The following is a 19,674-nucleotide window of genomic DNA, read 5'->3' on the forward strand; positions in this document are numbered from 1 at the left end:
GCATGAGTGAACACGTCTATCTTGACCCGGCGAGCGCCGAACCGGCACCGTTCATCAATCAGGCGATGGCCGAGATCGAGCGCCAGCTGACCGCACGCGATGCGAAGATAGTTGCGCTTGAAAGGCGACTTGATGAGCAGGAATATTCCGTGCGCCGTGTGCTCGATATGTTGATCGAATGGCTCGAAGAAGAGCCTCACTCGGGAATACGCACGGGCACCCATCAAGACTGAGCCGCTTGCCCGCAGTTTACGGTTTGAAAACCATATTGAAATCCATGTGTGGCCTTTAGGCCGCAGTCATGCCGCGAGCCCAGCGAAACTGCGGCTTAGACTTGCGCGGCCAACGGCGCGCATGGTGCTGGCAGGTCTCGCCTGATCAGATTTGCGAGTCCGTTCGCCTCATCGTTGAAATTTTCCGTTTGCCAAGCGAGTCCGGTGTCGCTTAGATTCCATTTGGGTTCGGGGTTTTACTGGAAACAATGTAATTGTTTTGCAGTAAATACGCTGTTCGGGGGGACAAGAGGGCGCGTAATTATGGATAGTGGTGTTTCGCGAGTCATATCCTTGTCCGATGACGAGGAACTGTTTGCCGAAAGCGCAATCCACCAGTCGATTCCGGTCGATCTGCTCGCACTCGAACAGCTTGATATCCTGTATGACGATCGGTCTGCTGCGCTGTGGACCTTCATGAACCCTGATGGGCGGCCCAGTTTCACCCCGCCGATGCTGCATGATTTCGAGCGTTGGCAGGAACTTATCGCAGAGGGATTTGGCGAAGGAAAGGTTCCCTTGCGTTATCTGATCCTTGGCAGCCGCGCACCCGATGTGTTCTGCTTTGGCGGCGATCTCGCATTGTTCGAGCAGCTCATTCGCAACCGTGATCGCGAAGGGCTGGTGGCATACGGGCACCGCTGCTGCGCTATCCTTGATCGCAATATCCGTTGTCTTGACTTGGAGATGTTGACTATTGGGCTGGTGCAAGGAGCTGCCTTGGGTGGCGGTTTCGAAGCTTTGCTGTCTTTTGACTTCATCGTTGCAGAGAAGACGGCAACTTTTGGCCTTCCTGAAATCATGTTCGGCCTGTTTCCCGGTATGGGGGCCCATGCATTGCTTAGCCGCAAGCTGGGAAGCGCCATGGCCGAACGGATCATCCTCTCGAACGAAACTTTCACGGCCGAACAGATGTATGAATTGGGCCTGGTGCACGAATTGGCGGAACCGGGTGACGGGATCGGCGCCTGCAAGCAGTTCATCAAGAAATCCGAACGGCGCCATGCCGGGCTGGTCGGATCGCGCCGGGCGATGAAACAGGCATGGAAACTCGATCTGCAAGAGCTCAACCGGATTACCGAAATCTGGGCCGATACTGCGCTTGAGCTGCGCGAGCAGGACCTGAAGGTCATGAACCGGCTCGTCGCTGCACAGGCCCGCCTCGCGGAGCGGATCGCGGCCGCTTGATCCCTATTCCTTGCTGCCGTGACCTTGCGCCATGTAATCGGCGCTTTGCATTTCCTTGAGTCGGCTGACCGTGCGTTCGAATTCGAATGCGCCATCGCCCGAATCATATAGCTCGTCCGGGGCGGCAGCGGCGGTTGCAAACAGTTTCACGCGATGTTCGTATAAAGCATCGATCAACGTTACGAAACGCGCCGCCTCGTTGCGCATTTCCGGCCCCATCTGCGGGATTCCGACAATGATCACAGTGTGATAGGCGCGCGCAATCGCCAGGTAGTCGGGCGCGCCGCGCGCCTCGCCGCACAGCCGCTTGAAGCTGAACACACCAACGCCTTTTAGGCTCTTGGGGACATGCAGCACCCGCCCGCCGCCAAGGTCGAGCGATCCGCTGGGCACATGTTCGGCGTCTTCGGGTTTGTAGTCTGTCAGGCGGAAGAATACCTCGCGTACCTGCGCCGTCGCCTCATCGCCAAGCGGCGTGTGCCAGCTGGCGATCCCCGCCAGCCGGTCAAGCCGGTAATCGACCGGGCCGTTAAGCGGCAAAACGTCGAGCCGGTCATGGATCAGGTCGATGAAAGGCAGAAAGTGCTCGCGGTTGAGCCCGTCCTTGTAGAGACCGCGCGGCGGGCGATTGCTGGTGGTGACGATGGCAACCGCCTCATCCACGATCAGCGCGCGGAAGAGCCGGCTCATGATCATGGCATCGGCGGAATTGTTCACCACCATCTCGTCAAAGGCGAGGCAGCGAATGTCTTCTGCCAGCGCCTTGGCCACAAGGGGGATCGGATCGCCGCTCTTGCCTTTGCGGGCATCGCGCAGCAGCGCGTGGACTTCCTGCATGAAGGCGTGGAAATGCACGCGGCGCTTGCGGTTTATGTCCAGCGTTTCGATGAAAAGGTCCATCAGCATGGATTTACCGCGGCCCACACCGCCCCACATATAGACGCCCTGCGGTGCCTCAGGCTTGCGGTTGAGCGCCCGCCACAGCACCGAACCTCGCTTCGGAACGGATTCTAGCTCGGCCTGCAACCGCGCCAGCCGCTTGGCAGCCGCCCGCTGATCGGGGTCAGGCTGCAATTCACCGGCCGCAATCAGCGCTTCATAGCGGGCAAGAACGCCGCTCATTGAATTCAATCCCGCGGCACGAACTTGCGAATGATCCCGCTGAAGGCGGCGATACGGTCATCTTCCTGCACAACTTCGCCGCGCACGAACACCAGCTTGCCCGTCTCGCGCATGATCTCGGTCACCGCGTCGAGCGGGCGTGACGGATCACCGCCGCCGATGAACTGGGTCGAGAGTTCCAGCGTCACGGACGGGCCGGCATTGCCGCTGCCCAACACATGCATGGTGGTGAACAGCGAAATATCGATCAGGGACAGCGTGATCGCCCCATGAATGATCCCTTGAAGGTTTTCATGTTTGCGCTCTGGGAACATACGCAGGCGGCACTTGTCGCCTTCCTGACGGGTGATGAGCTTGCCCATCACCGCCCCGTTGAACAGCGTGTCGTCCTTGAGGTTCCAGTTATACCAGCCCGGGTTTTCCGGATCGGGCCGGTGATCGAATACGTCGTCCTTCAAAGCCACCGGATCAGATCGCGCGCTCAGCCATCATCTTCTTGGTTTCTGCGATTGCCTTGGCCGGGCTGAGGCCTTTGGGGCAAACGTTGGCGCAGTTCATGATGGTGTGGCAGCGATAGAGGCGGAACGGATCTTCGAGCTGGTCGAGCCGTTCGCCGGTCATCTCGTCGCGGCTGTCTGCCAGCCAGCGATAGGCTTGCAGCAGGATGGCCGGGCCCAGGAACTTGTCCGAATTCCACCAGTAGCTGGGGCAGGCAGTTGAGCAGCAGGCGCACAGGATGCACTCGTAAAGACCATCGAGCTTTTCGCGCTGTTCGGGCGATTGCAGCCGTTCCTTGCCGCTTGGCGTGGGAGTGACGGTCTGGAGCCATGGGCGGATGGAGGCATATTGCGCGTAGAAATGCGTGAAATCGGGCACCAGATCCTTGATCACTTCCATGTGCGGCAGCGGAGTGATGCGGATTTCGCCCGGCAGATCTTCGATTGCGGTGGTGCAGGCAAGGCCGTTGCTGCCGTTCAGGTTCATCGCGCATGAGCCGCAAATGCCCTCGCGGCAGGACCGGCGAAAGGTTAGCGTGGGATCGACCTCATTCTTGATCTTGATCAGCGCGTCGAGCACCATCGGCCCGCACTGGTCCAGATCGAGCTCGAACCTGTCATAACGCGGGTTCTCGCCGCTGTCGGGATCATAGCGGTAGACCTTGAAACTCTTCACCCGCTTGCCGCCATCGGCCTTGTGGGTTTTCCCCTTGCCGGTGATCTTCGAGTTCTTGGGGAGGGTGAAGGTCGCCATGAGATGATAATCCTGTTGCTTTGCGCCCCCTATCTAGCGGCTTCACCGCTGAGGGCAAGCGGGGGCATGTTGAGACTTTTGACAGGGCGATTGAGCGAATTCGAACTGCAGATGATGGCTCGGGGCTTCAGCAGGATGGAACACATGGAACACAGTCCTGGAACAAGAAAATTCCCGGGGGATCGCGCGCAGTCAAATGCGGGAAGGGAGGGAACCTTGCAGCCATGCCGCGCGTCTACACGCCATGGGTAATGTAGGACAGCAAGGCGGTCACTGGCCGCAAGCTGCGGCGGTGTTCGGCGCGTCGGGCGGGATTGGCAGCGCGCTTTGCAAGGCATTGCAGGAACGCGGGGCAGGGCGAATCTATGCCGGTTCGCGCAGCGGCAAGGTGCCGCAAGGCGCCGCGATAACGCCTTTCAGCTTCGATCTCGAGCAGGAGGGTAGCATCGCCGATGCAGTCAGCCTGATGCGCGGCGAACCGCCCGATCTGGTGATCGTCGCCACCGGCGCTCTGAGCCTGGGCACCGGAACCGGCCCTGAGAAGAGCTACAGAAAACTTGACCCCGGGGCCATGGCGCAAGTGTTTGCGCTGAACACGATTGGCCCTGCGCTGGTCGCCAAGCACGTGCTGCCATTGATGCCACGTGACCGGCGAAGCGTGTTTGCTGTGCTTTCCGCCCGCGTCGGATCAATCGGCGACAACCGTCTTGGCGGTTGGCACAGCTACCGCGCCAGCAAGGCCGCGCTCAACATGCTGCTGAAGAACTTCGCGATCGAGCTGGGCCGCACTCATGGCCAGGCAGTAGTCGTTGGGCTGCATCCAGGTACGGTGGCCACCGCACTGTCGCAGCCGTTCCAGTCAAACCTGCCGGAAGGCCAGCTTACCGCCCCGAAACAAGCGGCAATCAACTTGCTTGGCGTGCTGGACACACTTGGCCCGGCGCAGTCGGGAAAGGTATTCGACTGGAAGGGCGAGGAAATAGCGGCTTAGGATCAGCCTTGCCCGTGCCGGTGCAGGATGCATTTGACGAAAGAATGTTCGTTCAAACAGGCACGCGCTTCAATGAAAGGCTTCTTGCCATCCAAGGTGATGCGTCATAGCCTTTGCATCCAATGTGAATAACGAGGCCCGGTTCGATGTCATTCAAGCAATGGTATGATGCGCATCTCATGCCGCGCCTCGTCACATTTGCTTGCGGGCAGGGCCAGGTGATGAAGCGGCGTTCGCAGCTGGTGCCCCTCGCAAGCGGTGACGTGTTCGAGCTTGGCTGCGGCGGCGGTCTGAACCAGGAATTCTACCAAACCAGCTTGATTTCCAGCTTTAGCGGGATTGATCCGCACGCCAGCTTGCTGGATGCGGCACGGGAAAGAGCGCGAGCCAGGGGATGGGATGGCAATATTCGCGAAGGCGTGGGCGAAGACATCCCGTTCCGTGACGCCAGTTTTGACACGGTGGTGTGCACTTTCACCTTGTGCTCGGTCGACGATCCGCAACAGGTAATGTCGGAAATGCGCCGAATTTTACGGCCGGGCGGGCGGCTGCTTTTCCTCGAGCATGGCCGCGCGCCCGATCCAGATGTCGCGCGGTGGCAGGACCGGATCGAGCCGGTGTGGAAAAAGATCGCGGGCAATTGTCACCTTACGCGGCCGATTGGCGCAGCGCTGCGGGGGGCGGGCTTCGAGGTTGAGCCACTGGGGCAGGGCTATCTGCCCAAAGCGCCCCGTTTTGCCGCATGGAACGAGTGGGGCGTCGCGCGTAGAACCGGACTCTGACCCGGCGGTTTCGAACTAGATCTGAGCCCTGACGCCTGACCTTTGACGGCAAACGGCGGCACGGCCTGAGCCGCACCGCCGCGCCAGATTTGCAGATTTGCCTTTTATTCGCCGAATGTGCGCTGCCACCAACCGCGTTTGGTATCACCGCTGTCAGCGCCATTGTCCTGTGCGGGCGCAGCTTCAGCGGATGCCGTCTCAGCGGCATCTTCGCTAGCCTTTGCCTTTCGCGGTGCGCGCTTGCGCTTGGGCTTTTCTGCGGGTTCGGCTTCAGCTTCCGGAGCGGTGTCAGCAGGAGCTTCTGTTGCCTTTGCTTCGCTCGCCTTGTTCTTGCGCGGAGCGCGCTTGCGCTTGGGCTTTTCTTCAACCTTGGCCTCTGGCTCGGTTTCCGGCGCGGCTTCGGTTTCCGCCTCTGCCGCAGCCACCGCTTCGCTGGCCTTGCTCTTGCGCGGAGCGCGCTTGCGTTTGGGCTTCTCTTTCGCTGCGGGTTCTGGTTCGGCTTCCTGCTCGTCTGAAACCGCGACGTCTCCTGAAACCTGCTCGCTGGATTCGCCGCGTTCTGCCGGCGCTTCTTCGGTTACTCCGGCTTCATCGCCATCGCCCCGTTCTTTCCGGCGGCGACCGCGCCCACCGCGACGCCGACGTTTCTTGGGTTTCTCATCTTCCTCGTCCTTGCGAGAAGGGGTTTCTTCGCGATCTTCGCGATCTTCGCCATTCTCGCCCGCGTCAGAATCATCCTCGTCATGCTCATCACGCTCATCGCGCTCGTCATGGTGCTTCTTGTTGCGGCCGCGCCCGCCTCGGCGGCGGCGGCGCTTCTTCTTAGATGAACCACCATCGTCATCTTCGTTTTCGCGATCTTCCTCGTCGAACTCTTCGTCCGTCAACTCGTCGTCGTCATCATCCTCGACGTGGATCGGTTCGAACTTCGGTGCTTGTGTGGGGCGTGGGCCGGCGCTGGACACACTCATCTTGGCGCCTTCATCCTCGCCTTCGGGGACCACTTCCACAGTCACGCCATAGCGGGATTCGATCTCTGCCAGATCGGCACGCTTGGCATTCAGCAGGTAGATAGCGGCTTCGGTGCTTGCACCAAGGCGGATCAGCGCGCCTTTGCCCTTGGCGGCTTCGTCTTCAATCAGGCGGAGCGCCGAAAGTCCGGCCGAGGATGCGGTACGCACCAGGCCGGTGCCGTCGCAATGCGGGCAATCACGGGTGGTCGCTTCGAGCACACCGGTGCGCAGGCGCTGGCGGCTCATTTCCATCAGGCCGAAACCCGAAATGCGGCCTACCTGGATGCGCGCACGATCGTTCTTGAGCGCATCCTTCATCGCCTTTTCGACTTTGCGGATGTTGGAATTGTATTCCATGTCGATGAAGTCGATCACGACCAGGCCGGCCATGTCACGCAGGCGCAATTGCCGGGCAATTTCCTTGGCCGCTTCGAGATTGGTCGAAAGCGCAGTCTGCTCGATCCCGTGCTCCTTGGTCGAGCGGCCCGAGTTGATGTCGATCGAAACCAGCGCTTCGGTGGGGTTGATTACCAGGTAGCCGCCCGATTTGAGCTGCACCACCGGATCATACATCGCGCGCAGCTGGTCTTCAGCGCCATAACGCTGGAACAGCGGAACCGGATCGGAATATGCCTTCACCCGGCGCGCATGGCTGGGCATTAGCAGCTTCATGAAAGCGCGCGCGGATTTGTATCCTTCCTCGCCTTCGACAACGACTTCCTCGATTTCCTTGTTGTAGATGTCGCGGATTGCGCGCTTGATGAGATCCGAATCCGAATGGATCAACGCGGGCGCCGTCGAGGATAGCGTTTTTTCACGGATCTCGTCCCACAGGCGGGCGAGGTAGTCAAAGTCACGCTTGATTTCGGTCTTCGTGCGGCTGAGCCCGGCAGTACGCACGATCAGCCCCATCGACTTGGGCAGCTCCAGATCGGAGACGACTGTCTTGAGCCGCTTGCGGTCATTGGCCGAGCTGATCTTGCGGCTGATCCCGCCTCCATGCGATGAATTGGGCATCAGCACGGTGTAGCGCCCCGCAAGGCTGAGATAGGTGGTTAGCGCAGCGCCCTTGTTGCCGCGTTCTTCCTTGACGACCTGCACCAGCAGGACCTGGCGGCGCTGGATGACGTCCTGAATCTTGTAGCGGCGGCGCAAGGCCTGGCGGCGCGCGCGCACTTCGTCGACTTCCTTGGCGCGGCTCTTGCCGCCTCCCTGGCGGCGGCGGCCACGGCGGCCGCGATCATGTCCGGATTTCCTGCCGTCATTCTCGGCGTCGTCGGCTGAATCGTCTTCATCCGCTCCATCGTCCGAATACTCGCCGTCATCATCGTCGCCATTGCCATCGACCTGGCCATCTTCGATCGTGGAAACCTTGTCCTTGTCACCGGTGTAGATTTCCTCGACCCCGTCTTCGGCCAGGTCTTCGGCCAGCGCTTCGGCTGATTCGTCGTCCTCGGCGTCATATTCGTCGCCGGGGATTTCGCCGCGATCTTCCTCTTCTGCGCGCAGGCGAGCCTCTTCTTCGGCTGCCTCTGCTTCCTCGGCAAGCAAGGCTTCGCGGTCGGACTGCGGGATCTGATAATAGTCCGGGTGGATTTCGCTGAAGGCGAGAAAGCCGTGCCGGTTGCCACCGAAATCGACGAACGCTGCCTGCAGCGACGGTTCGACCCTGGTTACCTTGGCGAGGTAGATATTACCCTTGATTTGCTTGTGTTCGGCAGATTCGAAATCAAATTCTTCGATCCGGTTGCCTTTGAGCACCGCCACCCGCGTTTCTTCCGGGTGGCGCGCGTCGATGAGCATGCGCGTTGACATTGTAAATTCTCCGGGCGCGGGGGCAGGGTGGCCTGAAAAGGGCCTGCGCGCGCCGATGTGTGTGTGAAGATATATATGTGCTGCGGGCCATATCTGGCCGCGCAGCGGGATGTGTTCTGCCCGCGCCGCTAAGCGTGACGAGCGGAAAAACCAAATGCGTGTCTGCGAGTGCGAGATTGCAGCATTCTGCTGCGGCCCGGCCGGCAAACTCCGTCGCGCGCACCTGGCGCGGCGTCCGGAATTGCTGGGTGGGCTGTCTAGTCACTGCATCAACCTGTTGTGAAGTCCGGGAAAGATTTTCGCCAGACAGCGGCTTTATCCGGCCAGGCCTTGCCCCACTAAAGGGCTTTCGGCCAACTGGCACCGCCACCAGCGCTGCTAGCACCGTGGGTTTCAGGCCGCAACCATATTGCGCTTTGCCGCATCAACGCCGTAACAATGCTTCGCAATGAGCTGGCGTGCCCACATTGCTGCAATCGTACTGATTCCGCTGGCCGTGATCGGCGGGCTGGTGGGCGCGGGAATCCAGGTCCCTGTCCCGCAATGGGGCCGCGAATACGTGCTACGCTTCCTGATGCCGGAGATCGCCGAAGCAGTCACGCTGCCGCCGATCTATGGTCCGCAAGACCCAACCCTGCCGCTGGTTGTGATCGATGCGGGGCACGGGGGGCGCGATCCGGGTGCGATGGGCGCGGATGTGCTTGAGAAGGATATCACGCTTGGCCTTGCACTGGCCCTGCGGGACGACCTGGTGCAGCAAGGCGGTATTCGTGTTGCCCTCACTCGCGAAGATGATCGATTGCTGGCGCTGGCAGAGCGACCGGATATCGCGCGGCGGATGAATGCCGACCTTTTCCTGTCAATCCATGCTGATTCGGCAGGCGAAAAAAGTGCGATCAGCGGAGCGAGCCTCTACACGCTTTCGAAACGCGCTTCGAGTGCAGCTGCAGCCCGTTTTGCACGCGCGGAGAACGATGCCGACCGCCTCAACGGCATTTCGATCGAAGACCAGAGTGACGAAGTAAGCGCCATCCTTGTCGATCTTTCGCAGCGCCGGTCACAGGTTGCTTCAACCGAATTCGCCAATCTCGTGATCCGGGAAGGCGAGGGCAAGCTGGCGTTCCACCCCCAGGCCCAGCGAGCCGCGGACCTTGTCGTGCTGCGTACACCTGATTTGCCATCGGTGCTGTTCGAAGCAGGATTTGTTACCAACGAAGCGGATTCGGCGCGGCTCACATCGTCTGACTGGCAAGAGGAGTTTGCGACAATCATGGCGCGCGCGATCCGGATTTATTTTGTTCGTCGCAGCTCGCCCTGACACATTGCACCTTCATTCGTCGATTAGCGCCTAGCCTATCCCGAAATTCCCATGCTATTGCCTAATACGAATGAACGATCCCGCCATGACTGACACCGCCCGCATCGACCTCGCCTATGTTAAGGCACGCCTGAAGGGCGACAGCGCGATGGCGCTGGCCTGGTTCCGTGCCAATTGGCAGGCGCATCGTCTCTTCCGCTGGGGCGTGGCGGGAGTGGGCGCCTTTGCATTGCTGATGGTGGCGGTGTGGATATTGCTCGCGCGTGATTTGCCCGATGCGGAAAGCCTGCTCGATTACGAAACCCCGCTGCCCACGGTGGTGCGCGGGGCGGATGGCGGGATCGTCTATTCCTATGCCCGCGAACGCCGTGTGCAGTTGCAGTATGCCGATTTCCCACAACAATTGATCGAGTCTTACCTGTCAGCCGAGGACAAGACTTTCTTCAGTCACGGCGGAGTCGACATCACCGGCACACTCAATGCGGTGTTCGATTACGCCCGCAAATTCGGCTCTGGCGAGCGAGCGGTTGGCGGTTCGACGATTACCCAGCAAGTGGCCAAGAACCTGCTTCTGGGGGATGAATATTCGGTCACCCGCAAGCTCAAGGAGATGATTCTCGCGCGCCGTATCGAAGGCGTGCTGACCAAGCAGGAAATCCTTGAGCTTTACCTTAACGAGATTCCGCTCGGGCGACGCAGTTTCGGCGTGCAGGCGGCAGCTCAAGCCTATTTCGACAAGGATGTTGACCAGCTCGATCTCAACGAAATGGCCTTTCTTGCGATCCTGCCCAAGGCGCCGGAACGTTACGGACGCTCTCGCTATGCCGATCTGGCGATCGAGCGCCGCAATTTCGTGCTCAGCCAGATGGAGCGCAACGGATATATCAGTGCTGAGGAAATGCGCGCGGCGCAGGCCCGGCCATTGGGGGTTGTCAGCCTGCGTCGCGAACGATCGGTAGATGCCGGTTATTTCATGGAAGAAGTCCGGCGCCAGTTGCTCGATCAGTTCGGCGAAAATGCCGAGGACGGCCCCAACAGCGTCTATGCCGGTGGTTTGTGGGTCCGCACTTCGCTTGATCCCGAGTTGCAGGATGCGGCGCGCAATGCCCTGCGCGCAGGCTTGCTGCGCTATCACGGAAATCGCGGGTGGGCTGGACCGATCGCCACCATTGACGTCAGCAAAGGCAATTGGGCGAGCCAGTTGCAAAGCTCATTCCTGTCGATCCGGTATCAGGACTGGCGCATCGCAGTTGTTACGGCACGTTCCGGGGATAGCGCGCGGGTCGGCTTTTCCGATGGTAAAGAGGCGCCGCTCGTCAATCCGCCGAGCTCACTCAAGGCGGGCGATGTTATTGCGATAGACCCCTCATCGTCTGGCTTTCGCGTGGCCATTATCCCCGAGGTATCAGGCGGCTTCCTGGCGCAGTCAGCGCAAACCGGCCGAGTGCTGGCGATGCAGGGCGGGTTCGATTTTCGCCTGAGCGATTTCAACCGGGCAACGCAGGCCGAACGTCAACCCGGATCGACTATCAAGCCATTCGTATATGCAAGCGGGCTGGATCACGGGATGACCCCGGCCACCGAAGTGCCAGACCAGACATACTGCGTTTACCAGGGCGCCAATCTGGGCGAAAAATGTTTCCGTAACTTCGGCGGGGAATCGGGCGGGGTGCACACCATGCGCTGGGGGCTGGAGCAGTCGCGCAATCTGATGACCGTGCATGTTGCGATGGAAACCGGCATGCCCGAAGTGGTCGAAACCTTTCAGCGGGTGGGGATCGGTTCTTATGAACCCTATCCCGCATTCGCATTGGGCGCCGGTGACACCACTGTGATGAAGATGGTCGGCGCTTATGCCGCGCTGGCCAATCACGGCCGCCGCAATGAACCCAGCGTGATCGACTATGTTCAGGACCGGCACGGCAAGGTTATCTGGCGTGCGGACAAGCGCCGCTGTGACAAGTGCAACATGTCCCAATGGGATGGCCAGCCGATGCCGCGCTTCGGGGTCAAAGGTCAGGAAGTGATGGACCCGCGCACCGCCTATCAGGTGGTGCACATGCTCGAGGGCGTGGTCAAGCGCGGAACTGCGGTGCGCCTGCGTGATCTCGATTTGCCGCTGTTCGGAAAAACCGGCACCACCAACGGGCCCACCAATGCCTGGTTTGTGGGCGGTTCGCCTGAAATCATTGCCGGTGTTTATGTCGGATATGACCAGCCGCGCAACCTGGGCGGCTGGGTACAGGGGGGCAATACGGCGGCGCCGATCTTCAAGGAATTTGTCCAGGCGACGCGGGACCGCTGGAGCGATCGGCCTGCGGTTGCCCCTGCCGGAATCCGCATGGTGCGGATCGACCGGCGCAGTGGCAAGCGTGTGTTCGACCAATGGCCGACTGACGATCCGCTTTCGGCGGTAATCTGGGAAGCGTTCAAGCCTGATACCGAACCTCCGCGCGCCACCCGCCAGGACCGGATTACGGCCTTGCGCGATGAATTGCTCGCATTGATCCGCCGCGCTAGGGAGGGCCGCGGGGCGACCAGCGACGGTCAACCAAGCAATTTTGTCGAGGAACAGGGCGGAATCTATTGATTTGCTCTGCTCCCGCGGAACCTGCCTTTGGGCGGTTACGCCCAATCGCGGTTGCGCCCGGGGCCAGCATCTGCGTGCCCTGGCCGCTTTACAATCACATGCGGTCCGCTAAGCGCGTCTGCTCATTTTGACGAAGGAAGAATTATGCGTGCCGAGGGGCAGGCTCACATCGACCGCATTGAAGCAGCGCTTGATCTTGTGCGTCAGTCGCTCGACTGGGATCGTGCGCTGCGCCGCCTCGATGAACTGGACGCCCGTGTACAGGATCCCAAACTGTGGGACGATCCCAAGCAGGCCCAGGCCATAACCCGCGAGCAGAAACTGCTCCAGAACGCCATCAATACTGTAAGGCATATCTCCGCCGAGATGGCTGACGCGGTCGAATTCGTCGAGATGGGCGAGGCCGAGGGCGAAGGCGCCATTGTCGAGGAAGGACTGCAAAGCCTGGCCAGGCTGGCCGAGCGTGCTGACGCAGACAAGGTCAACGCGCTGCTTTCAGGCGAGGCTGACGGCAATGACACCTACCTGGAAATCCATGCCGGCGCAGGTGGCACTGAAAGCCAGGATTGGGCCGAGATGCTGTTTCGCATGTATGCGCGCTGGGCCGAGCGGCGCGGCTTCAAGGTTGAAACCGTTGAATATCAGGCGGGCGATCAAGCCGGGATCAAGTCGGCCACGCTGCTGATCAAGGGTGAGAACGCCTATGGCTATGCCAAAACCGAAAGCGGGGTCCACCGCCTGGTTCGCATCAGCCCCTATGACAGTAGTGCCCGCCGCCATACTTCGTTCAGTTCGGTCTGGGTCTATCCGGTGATCGATGACGATATCGAGATCGAGATCAACGAGAGCGATCTCAAGATCGATACCTATCGCGCGTCTGGCGCGGGCGGACAGCATGTCAACACCACCGATTCTGCCGTGCGGATAACCCACCAGCCGACCGGGATAGTTGTCGCCAGCCAGAACGACCGCAGCCAGCACAAGAACCGCGCCACTGCGATGAGTATGCTGAAGGCGCGGTTGTTCGAGCGTGAGATGGCCGAACGCGAAGCTGCGGCCAGTGGCGAATATCAGGAAAAGAGCGATATCGGATGGGGCCACCAGATCCGGTCCTATGTGTTGCAACCTTATCAGATGGTGAAGGATTTGCGCACCGGCGTGATCTCGACCAATCCCGATGCGGTGCTTGACGGTGCGATCGATGATTTCATTTCCGCCGCGCTGGCGCAGCGCGTCACCGGCGAGAAGGTTGAGGTGGACGACGTCGAATGATGCGCACAGCATTCCTTTCGCTCGCGGTACTGGCGGGATTGGCCGGCTGCGAACCGCTGGGCCAGGGTGACGAGCGACCCGAGACGTCTCGCGAATTCCCGCAGGCCGATCGGCCGGTTTCCGGTGTCACCGCCAACCAGTTCTCGACCGAAGACGCTCGCGATGAGCGAGGCGAAGCCCAAGAGGTGATGGATCTGGCCGGAATCACCAATGGCATGACCGTGGCGGATATTGGCGCTGGCGAGGGCTATTATACTATTCGCCTGGCAGAACGCGTGGGCGAGGACGGGCGAGTGCTGGCGCAGGATATCGACCGCGAAGCGCTTGACCGGCTTGGCCAGCGGGTTGAACGCGAGCGGCTGGATAATGTGTCGATCAAGCTGGGGCGGGAAGACGATCCGCAACTACCGGCAGACAGTTTTGACCGCATTTTCCTGGTCCATATGTACCACGAGGTAACAGAACCCTATGCCTTCCTGTGGCGGCTGTGGCCGGCGTTGGCAGAAGGCGGGCAAGTCATAGTGGTCGATTCCGATCGCCCGACCGATAAGCACGGGATTCCGCCGCTGCTTTTGTCATGCGAGTTCAAGGCTGTGGGTTTTCGTTTGGTCGAGTTTATCGAGAAGCCTGACCTTCGCGGTTATTTTGCCCGCTTCGAGCGAGCTGAAAAACGCCCTGAACCGTCAGAAATCCGCCCTTGTTCAATGCGGCCATAGCGGGTTGAGGGTGCTTGCGCAGCGGATGGTCAGAAACAACTAAACATACGGGCCGTTAATGGTCTAAGACCGGAAAAACTTATGGTGCGCGAAAGACCGCGCGGCTCGAGGGGAGCAATTCATTGTTTAAGGGATTAAGCCCAATTATTTATGGTGGGCGCGAAGTTTGGCCGCTGGTGGAAGGCGGCAAAGGTGTATCGGCAACCAATCACGCCAGTTCGGGCGCATGGGCTGCTGCGGGCGGAATTGGCACGGTCAGTGCAGTCAATGCCGACAGCTATGACGATGACGGTAATCCGATCCCGCAGGTTTATCCGCAGGCGACCCGTAAAGAACGTTTCGAGCAGCTCGTCCGTTACGCCATCGACGGCGCGACCGCACAGGTGAAACGCGCTCATGAAATCGCCGACGGCAAAGGCGCAATCAATATCAATGTGCTTTGGGAAATGGGCGGTGCCCAGCAGGTCCTCGAGGGCGTGCTGGAGAACTGCAAAGGCCTGATCACCGGCGTTACATGCGGTGCGGGCATGCCTTACAAGCTGGCCGAAATCGCGGCTCGGTATAACGTCAACTACTTGCCGATCATCAGCTCTGCCCGCGCCTTCCGCGCGCTGTGGAAGCGCAGCTATTCCAAAGTGCCCGAACTCATGGCTGCGGTGGTTTATGAAGACCCATGGCTGGCGGGCGGCCATAACGGTCTCTCCAATGCCGAGGATCCGACGAAACCGGAAGATCCCTATCCGCGCGTCAAGGCCCTGCGCGAAACCATGCGCGCCGAGGGTGTTAGCGAGGACACTGCGATCGTCATGGCCGGCGGCGTGTGGTTCCTGCGCGAATGGAACGACTGGATCGATAATCCCGAGCTCGGCAAGATCGTGTTCCAGTTCGGCACGCGGCCTTTGCTGACCAAGGAAAGCCCGATCCCGCAGGTGTGGAAAGACATGCTGCGTACGGTCGAACCGGGCGATGTGCTGCTGCACAAGTTCAGCCCCACCGGCTTCTATTCCAGCGCGGTGAAGACGCCATTTCTCTACGATCTGATGCATCGTAGCGATCGCCAGATCCCAATCTTCAAGCGAGACGAGGAGGGTGGCACCGTCCCGCTGCTCGATCACGGCAAGGCCAAATATTTCTGGGTCCACCCGGGCGACCAACGTAAGGCGCTGGCCTGGATCGCCGAAGGCTTCAGCGAACCGCTCAAGACGCCCGACAACACCGTGGTTTTCGTCACTCCGCAAAGTGCCGAGCAGATCCGTGCCGACCAGCAGGGCTGCATGGGTTGCCTCAGCCACTGCCAGTTCAGCAGCTGGAAGGACCATGACGATCACACCACCGGAAGGCTGGCCGATCCGCGAAGCTTCTGCATCCAGAAGACGCTGCAGGATATCGCGCATGGCGGCGACCCGGACAACAATCTCGCCTTTGCGGGGCACTCAGCCTATCGCTTCAAGCAGGATCCGTTCTATTCGAACAATTTCACCCCCACGGTGAAGGAACTGGTTGACCGGATACTGACCGGGGATTGAAGCCTAGACCAAAGCTTCGAGCACCTGGTCAGGTGGACGATGGCCATCCATCCAGAAACGGATATTGGCGATCACCTTTTCGCCGGAGGCTTCGCGCCCTTCGGCTGTGGCGCTGCCGATGTGCGGCAGGGTCATCACATTGGGAATCTTCAGCAGCCGCTTGTCGACATGGGGCTCGTCTGGATAGACGTCGAGCCCGGCACCGGCAAGGTGCCCGCTCTCGAGCGCAGCGATCAGCGCTTCCTGGTCGATCAGTTCGCCGCGCGCAGTGTTGATGATCGAGGAACCGGGTTTCATCAGGGCAATACGCCGCGCATTGATCAGCCCGCGCGTTTCCTCCGTAAGCGGACAATGCAGGGTCAGAATATCTGCTTCGGCAACCAGGCTATCCACATCGGGAACGAAGCGCGCGCCCAGCATCCGCTCAATCGCTTCGGGCAAAGGTTTGCGGTTGGTATAGGCAATCTCCAGCCCAAATGCGCGCGCGCGATGCGCAACAGCCTGCCCGATCCGCCCCATGCCGATAATGCCCAGCACTTTACCGCCAAGCCTGCGGCCAAGCATTCCCGACGGCGCCCAGCCGGTCCATTTTCCGCTGCGCACTAGCCCCACGCCTTCGCGGATGCGGCGCGGCACGCCGATGATCCCGCACATGGCGAGATCGGCGGTGTCGTCGGTAAATACGCCCGGCGTATTGGTGACGATAATCTTGCGTTTGGCGGCTGCCCCAAGATCGATATGCTCGATTCCCGAACCGAAGCTTGCAATCAGCCTGAGCTGGTCGCCCGCCAGCGCGATCATTTCGGCATCGATGCGGTCGGTCACTGTTGGAACCAGCACATCGGCCTCCTGCATCGCAGCGATGAGCTGGTCACGCGTAAATGGCACGTCGCCTTCATTCAGCTTCACATCGAACAGCTCGCGCATGCGATGTTCGACCGAGGGCATCAGGTGACGGGTCACAATCACCTTTGGAGCATGGTCGATCGGTTTGCGCGGGGATGCCGTGTCTTGAGCCATGTTTGCGGGCTAGGACGGCAAAGGCGGGGCGGTCAAGCGCTTGTGCGAAACTAACCCAAAGCGTGCTTGAAGCGGGGCATGGTCACGCTGTATGCGGTTGCTCATGCGCATTGCCATAATAGCCTTGTTTGCGACGCTTTTTCTCGCCACGCCGGGGGTAGTTGAAGCCCAGACGCGCGATGTCCCTTACTGGGCATCGATCCGTGCCGAAGAGGTCAACATGCGGGTTGGCCCAAGCCAGGACTATCCGATTGAGTGGATCTACAAGCGGCAGGGGCTGCCAGTTAAGGTAATCCGGGTCCAGGAAGGCTGGCGGCTCGTCAGCGATCCGGACGGGGCGCAGGGATGGATCGTGGCGCGGTTGCTCGATCCCGCTCGCTCCGCATTGGTAATCGGTGAAGGCCTCGCTGCCATCCGCGAAGCGCCGCAAGCCGGGGCAAAGCTCAAATGGAATGCCAAGCCCGGTGTAGTCGGCAGGCTAGGCAAGTGCGAAGCGGGCTGGTGCATGATTGACGTCGGGGGGCGTGAGGGCTGGATCCGCGAGGATCGGCTATGGGGCGTGGGGGAACCCTGAGTTGGGGATGTGAAATGGGCGACCCCGCAGGACCGCCCACTTCAGTTCCTTGACGGTGAGGCTTATTCAGCCGCGCGCGTGACCGTTGATGTGGCACCATCAGGATCAGTGGATGTCCATGTGCCACCCTCAGCGATCGCCTGTGTGTAGCAGATTGCGGCCGCATCTTCGCCATCGGGATCGGCGCAGAACACGTCGTTTTCGGATGTGTATGTGCCCGTGACCGGGTCGACCCCTTCGGCGGTCAAAGTAAAGGTCCCGTCCTCGGCCAGAATCCAGACTGAGGCAGCCCCGTCTGGCCCAACGACGTTATAAGTGGCAGCAAGCGGGCCACCATCAATGGCGGTTGGCGCCATCGCGGCTTCTTCGGTAGGTTCAGGTGCTGGAGCCTCCGCTTCCGAGCAGGCCGCCAGCGCGAGGACGCTGGCAAGTGTCAAGAGTTTTCGCATCGAAAATTCCTTTCCTAGTTATCGCGGGAACCTGCAATCAGGCCGAGGGTGCGGGCCGTACGGTTACGGTTTCGCCGTCGTCTGAAGTAGAAGTCCAGCTACCGTCTTCGCCCACTTCGCTGTTTGTCCAGCAGCGTGTCGGCTGTTCGGGGTCGTCGCCTTCAGGGTCGAAGCAGAGCTTGCCGTCTTGCTCGGTGACAGTTCCGCTGCCCGTTTCATCGCCAAGGATGGCGGTAAAGGTGCCTTCTTCGGTTGTAGTGACAGTACCTACCGAACCATCGGCATAGGTTACTTCAAAGGTGCCCGGCCCTTCATTGGCGGCAGGCGCAGTTGTCTCTTCAGCAACCGGCGTAGCCTCTTCGGTTGCCGGTTCCGCACAAGCGGCCAGCGCCAATACGGCAGTGGCGACGATGAGTTTCTTCATTGCGTGAATCTCCCTAATCACGCGACCCGCGCGCGGAGATACCACACAAATTCGAGACAGAGAAATGCGACGTTAGGAAACCAGTTCCACTGCAACCGCAGTCGCTTCGCCGCCGCCGATGCACAGCGATGCCACGCCGCGGGTCTTGCCCTGCCGCTTGAGCGCATTGAGCAGCGTCACGATGATGCGGGTGCCGCTCGCACCGATCGGGTGGCCCAGCGCGGTCGCGCCGCCATTGATGTTGATCTTCTCGTGCAGGATGCCGATGTCGCGCATCGCGAACATCGCCACGCAGGCAAAGGCTTCGTTCACTTCCCACAGGTCGACATCGTCGGTCGTCCAGCCTGCGCGATCGAGCACTTTCTGGATCGCGCCCACCGGGGCAACGGTGAAGTCCTTGGGTTCCTGCGCATGCGCCGCCAGGGCAACGATCTTCGCTACCGGTTTCTGCCCATTTTCCTTCGCCATGCTTTCGCGGGTGAGCACAACCGCTGCCGCTCCGTCCGAGATCGAGCTCGAGGTTGCAGCCGTAATCGTGCCGTCCTTGGCAAAGGCAGGGCGCAGTGTCGGGATCTTGTCGGGCTTGCCCTTGCCGGGCTGCTCGTCGGTATCGACGGTTACTTCACCGGCACGAGTGGCGAAGCTGACCGGCACGACTTCATCGGCAAAGGCGCCGCTGGCGATAGCTTCGTTCGCGCGGCGAAGCGATTCGATCGAATAACCGTCCATGTCTTCGCGCGTGAGCTGATAGGCGTTGGCGGTGTCCTGCGCAAAGGTGCCCATCGCGCGGCCTTCCTCATAGGCATCCTCCAGCCCGTCAAGGAACATGTGATCATAGGCGGTGTCATGTCCGATGCGCGCGCCCGAGCGGTGCTTCTTGAGCAGGTAGGGTGCGTTGGTCATGCTTTCCATGCCGCCGGCAATGACATAGTCGATCGTACCGCTGGCGAGCGCCTCTGCGCCCATGATCACGGTTTGCATGCCGCTGCCGCATACCTTGTTGACGGTGGTCGCCTGGACCGACTTGGGCAGCCCTGCCTTTAGCGCAGCCTGGCGCGCCGGGGCCTGGCCCAGGCCGGCGGGCAGGACGCAGCCCATATAGGCGCGGTCGAATTTCTCGCCCGGAACACCAGAACGCTCGACAGCGGCCCTCACCGCAGTCGCGCCAAGATCGGTGGCCGAAACATCGGCCAGTGCACCCTGCATGCCGCCCATCGGCGTGCGCGCATAAGACAGGATTACGATCGGATCGGCGGCAGAAAACTGGGTCATGGCTTTGTCCTCGGGTGGAAGAGGGGGGAAGATTCGCTTTGCGATCTAATGCTGCGATGCGGCAAAGGCAAACGCACGA

18 protein-coding genes are annotated in these 19,674 nt (G+C 60.5%); 10 read left to right on the top strand and 8 right to left on the bottom strand.

Translation table 11 applies throughout. The features are described 5' to 3' along the window. Positions 1 to 2 precede the first annotated feature (2 nt). Together ACX3VQ_RS12560 and ACX3VQ_RS12565 are read left to right on the top strand one after the other, a co-directional pair. A complete protein-coding gene (locus ACX3VQ_RS12560) occupies positions 3 to 233 on the top strand; it encodes a hypothetical protein (RefSeq protein WP_462581388.1) in 231 nt (76 codons plus the stop codon). A gap of 303 nt (positions 234 to 536) precedes the next feature. Next, positions 537 to 1,460, top strand: coding sequence for a crotonase/enoyl-CoA hydratase family protein (locus ACX3VQ_RS12565; RefSeq protein WP_462581389.1), 924 nt, complete (start codon positions 537 to 539; stop codon positions 1,458 to 1,460). Between the two features lie 3 nt (positions 1,461 to 1,463). On the opposite strand, the gene zapE is transcribed toward ACX3VQ_RS12565, so the two are convergent. The 3 genes from zapE to ACX3VQ_RS12580 are packed head-to-tail and all read right to left on the bottom strand — an operon-like array spanning position 1,464 to position 3,833. Next, positions 1,464 to 2,582 carry a cell division protein ZapE gene (gene zapE, locus ACX3VQ_RS12570; RefSeq protein ID WP_462581390.1) on the bottom strand — a complete coding sequence of 373 codons (1,119 nt, stop codon included), beginning with the start codon at positions 2,580 to 2,582 and terminating at the stop codon, positions 1,464 to 1,466. A 5-nt stretch (positions 2,583 to 2,587) separates the two neighbouring features. Then, on the bottom strand, positions 2,588 to 3,046 hold the full coding sequence (locus ACX3VQ_RS12575) for a PaaI family thioesterase (RefSeq protein WP_462581391.1): 459 nt from the start codon (positions 3,044 to 3,046) through the stop codon (positions 2,588 to 2,590). A gap of 4 nt (positions 3,047 to 3,050) precedes the next feature. Next, complete coding sequence (locus tag ACX3VQ_RS12580) at positions 3,051 to 3,833, bottom strand: succinate dehydrogenase iron-sulfur subunit (protein ID WP_462572318.1); 783 nt, start codon at positions 3,831 to 3,833, stop codon at positions 3,051 to 3,053. A 244-nt stretch (positions 3,834 to 4,077) separates the two neighbouring features. On the opposite strand from ACX3VQ_RS12580, the gene ACX3VQ_RS12585 reads away from it, so the two are divergent. Then, a complete protein-coding gene (locus ACX3VQ_RS12585) occupies positions 4,078 to 4,824 on the top strand; it encodes an SDR family NAD(P)-dependent oxidoreductase (protein WP_462581392.1) in 747 nt (248 codons plus the stop codon). 146 nt (positions 4,825 to 4,970) lie between these two features. Beyond that, complete coding sequence (locus ACX3VQ_RS12590; RefSeq protein WP_462572315.1) at positions 4,971 to 5,606, top strand: class I SAM-dependent methyltransferase; 636 nt, start codon at positions 4,971 to 4,973, stop codon at positions 5,604 to 5,606. Between the two features lie 104 nt (positions 5,607 to 5,710). On the opposite strand, the gene ACX3VQ_RS12595 is transcribed toward ACX3VQ_RS12590, so the two are convergent. Further along, positions 5,711 to 8,434 (bottom strand): Rne/Rng family ribonuclease, encoded by a 2,724-nt coding sequence (locus ACX3VQ_RS12595; RefSeq protein WP_462581393.1) that lies wholly within the window; start codon positions 8,432 to 8,434, stop codon positions 5,711 to 5,713. A 448-nt stretch (positions 8,435 to 8,882) separates the two neighbouring features. On the opposite strand from ACX3VQ_RS12595, the gene ACX3VQ_RS12600 reads away from it, so the two are divergent. The 5 genes from ACX3VQ_RS12600 to ACX3VQ_RS12620 all read left to right on the top strand — a co-directional run bounded on the left by ACX3VQ_RS12600 (position 8,883) and on the right by ACX3VQ_RS12620 (position 15,856). Beyond that, positions 8,883 to 9,752: an N-acetylmuramoyl-L-alanine amidase family protein gene (locus ACX3VQ_RS12600; RefSeq protein ID WP_462581394.1), complete on the top strand. Its 870-nt coding sequence runs from the start codon at positions 8,883 to 8,885 to the stop codon at positions 9,750 to 9,752. A gap of 70 nt (positions 9,753 to 9,822) precedes the next feature. Further along, entirely contained in the window at positions 9,823 to 12,342 is a 2,520-nt protein-coding gene (locus ACX3VQ_RS12605) for a penicillin-binding protein 1A (protein ID WP_462581395.1), read from the top strand. 144 nt (positions 12,343 to 12,486) lie between these two features. After that, a complete protein-coding gene (gene prfB, locus ACX3VQ_RS12610) occupies positions 12,487 to 13,614 on the top strand; it encodes a peptide chain release factor 2 (RefSeq protein WP_462572310.1) in 1,128 nt (375 codons plus the stop codon). Beyond that, positions 13,611 to 14,330 carry a class I SAM-dependent methyltransferase gene (locus ACX3VQ_RS12615; protein ID WP_462581396.1) on the top strand — a complete coding sequence of 240 codons (720 nt, stop codon included), beginning with the start codon at positions 13,611 to 13,613 and terminating at the stop codon, positions 14,328 to 14,330. Before prfB ends, ACX3VQ_RS12615 begins: the two co-directional genes overlap by 4 nt. 122 nt (positions 14,331 to 14,452) lie before the next feature. Continuing rightward, positions 14,453 to 15,856, top strand: coding sequence for an NAD(P)H-dependent flavin oxidoreductase (locus tag ACX3VQ_RS12620; RefSeq protein WP_462581397.1), 1,404 nt, complete (start codon positions 14,453 to 14,455; stop codon positions 15,854 to 15,856). 3 nt (positions 15,857 to 15,859) lie between these two features. Here ACX3VQ_RS12620 and ACX3VQ_RS12625 read toward each other — a convergent pair whose 3' ends face one another. After that, entirely contained in the window at positions 15,860 to 16,876 is a 1,017-nt protein-coding gene (locus ACX3VQ_RS12625; protein ID WP_462581398.1) for a 2-hydroxyacid dehydrogenase, read from the bottom strand. Between the two features lie 103 nt (positions 16,877 to 16,979). On the opposite strand from ACX3VQ_RS12625, the gene ACX3VQ_RS12630 reads away from it, so the two are divergent. Beyond that, on the top strand, positions 16,980 to 17,450 hold the full coding sequence (locus tag ACX3VQ_RS12630) for an SH3 domain-containing protein (RefSeq protein WP_462581399.1): 471 nt from the start codon (positions 16,980 to 16,982) through the stop codon (positions 17,448 to 17,450). Between the two features lie 62 nt (positions 17,451 to 17,512). Here ACX3VQ_RS12630 and ACX3VQ_RS12635 read toward each other — a convergent pair whose 3' ends face one another. The 3 genes from ACX3VQ_RS12635 to ACX3VQ_RS12645 all read right to left on the bottom strand — a co-directional run bounded on the left by ACX3VQ_RS12635 (position 17,513) and on the right by ACX3VQ_RS12645 (position 19,595). Continuing rightward, entirely contained in the window at positions 17,513 to 17,899 is a 387-nt protein-coding gene (locus tag ACX3VQ_RS12635; protein ID WP_462581400.1) for a hypothetical protein, read from the bottom strand. 37 nt (positions 17,900 to 17,936) lie between these two features. After that, positions 17,937 to 18,323, bottom strand: coding sequence for a hypothetical protein (locus ACX3VQ_RS12640; RefSeq protein WP_462581401.1), 387 nt, complete (start codon positions 18,321 to 18,323; stop codon positions 17,937 to 17,939). Between the two features lie 72 nt (positions 18,324 to 18,395). Further along, on the bottom strand, positions 18,396 to 19,595 hold the full coding sequence (locus ACX3VQ_RS12645) for a thiolase family protein (protein ID WP_462581402.1): 1,200 nt from the start codon (positions 19,593 to 19,595) through the stop codon (positions 18,396 to 18,398). Positions 19,596 to 19,674 lie beyond the last annotated feature (79 nt).

The sequence above is a fragment of the Altererythrobacter chaiwopuensis genome (genome assembly GCF_054957735.1).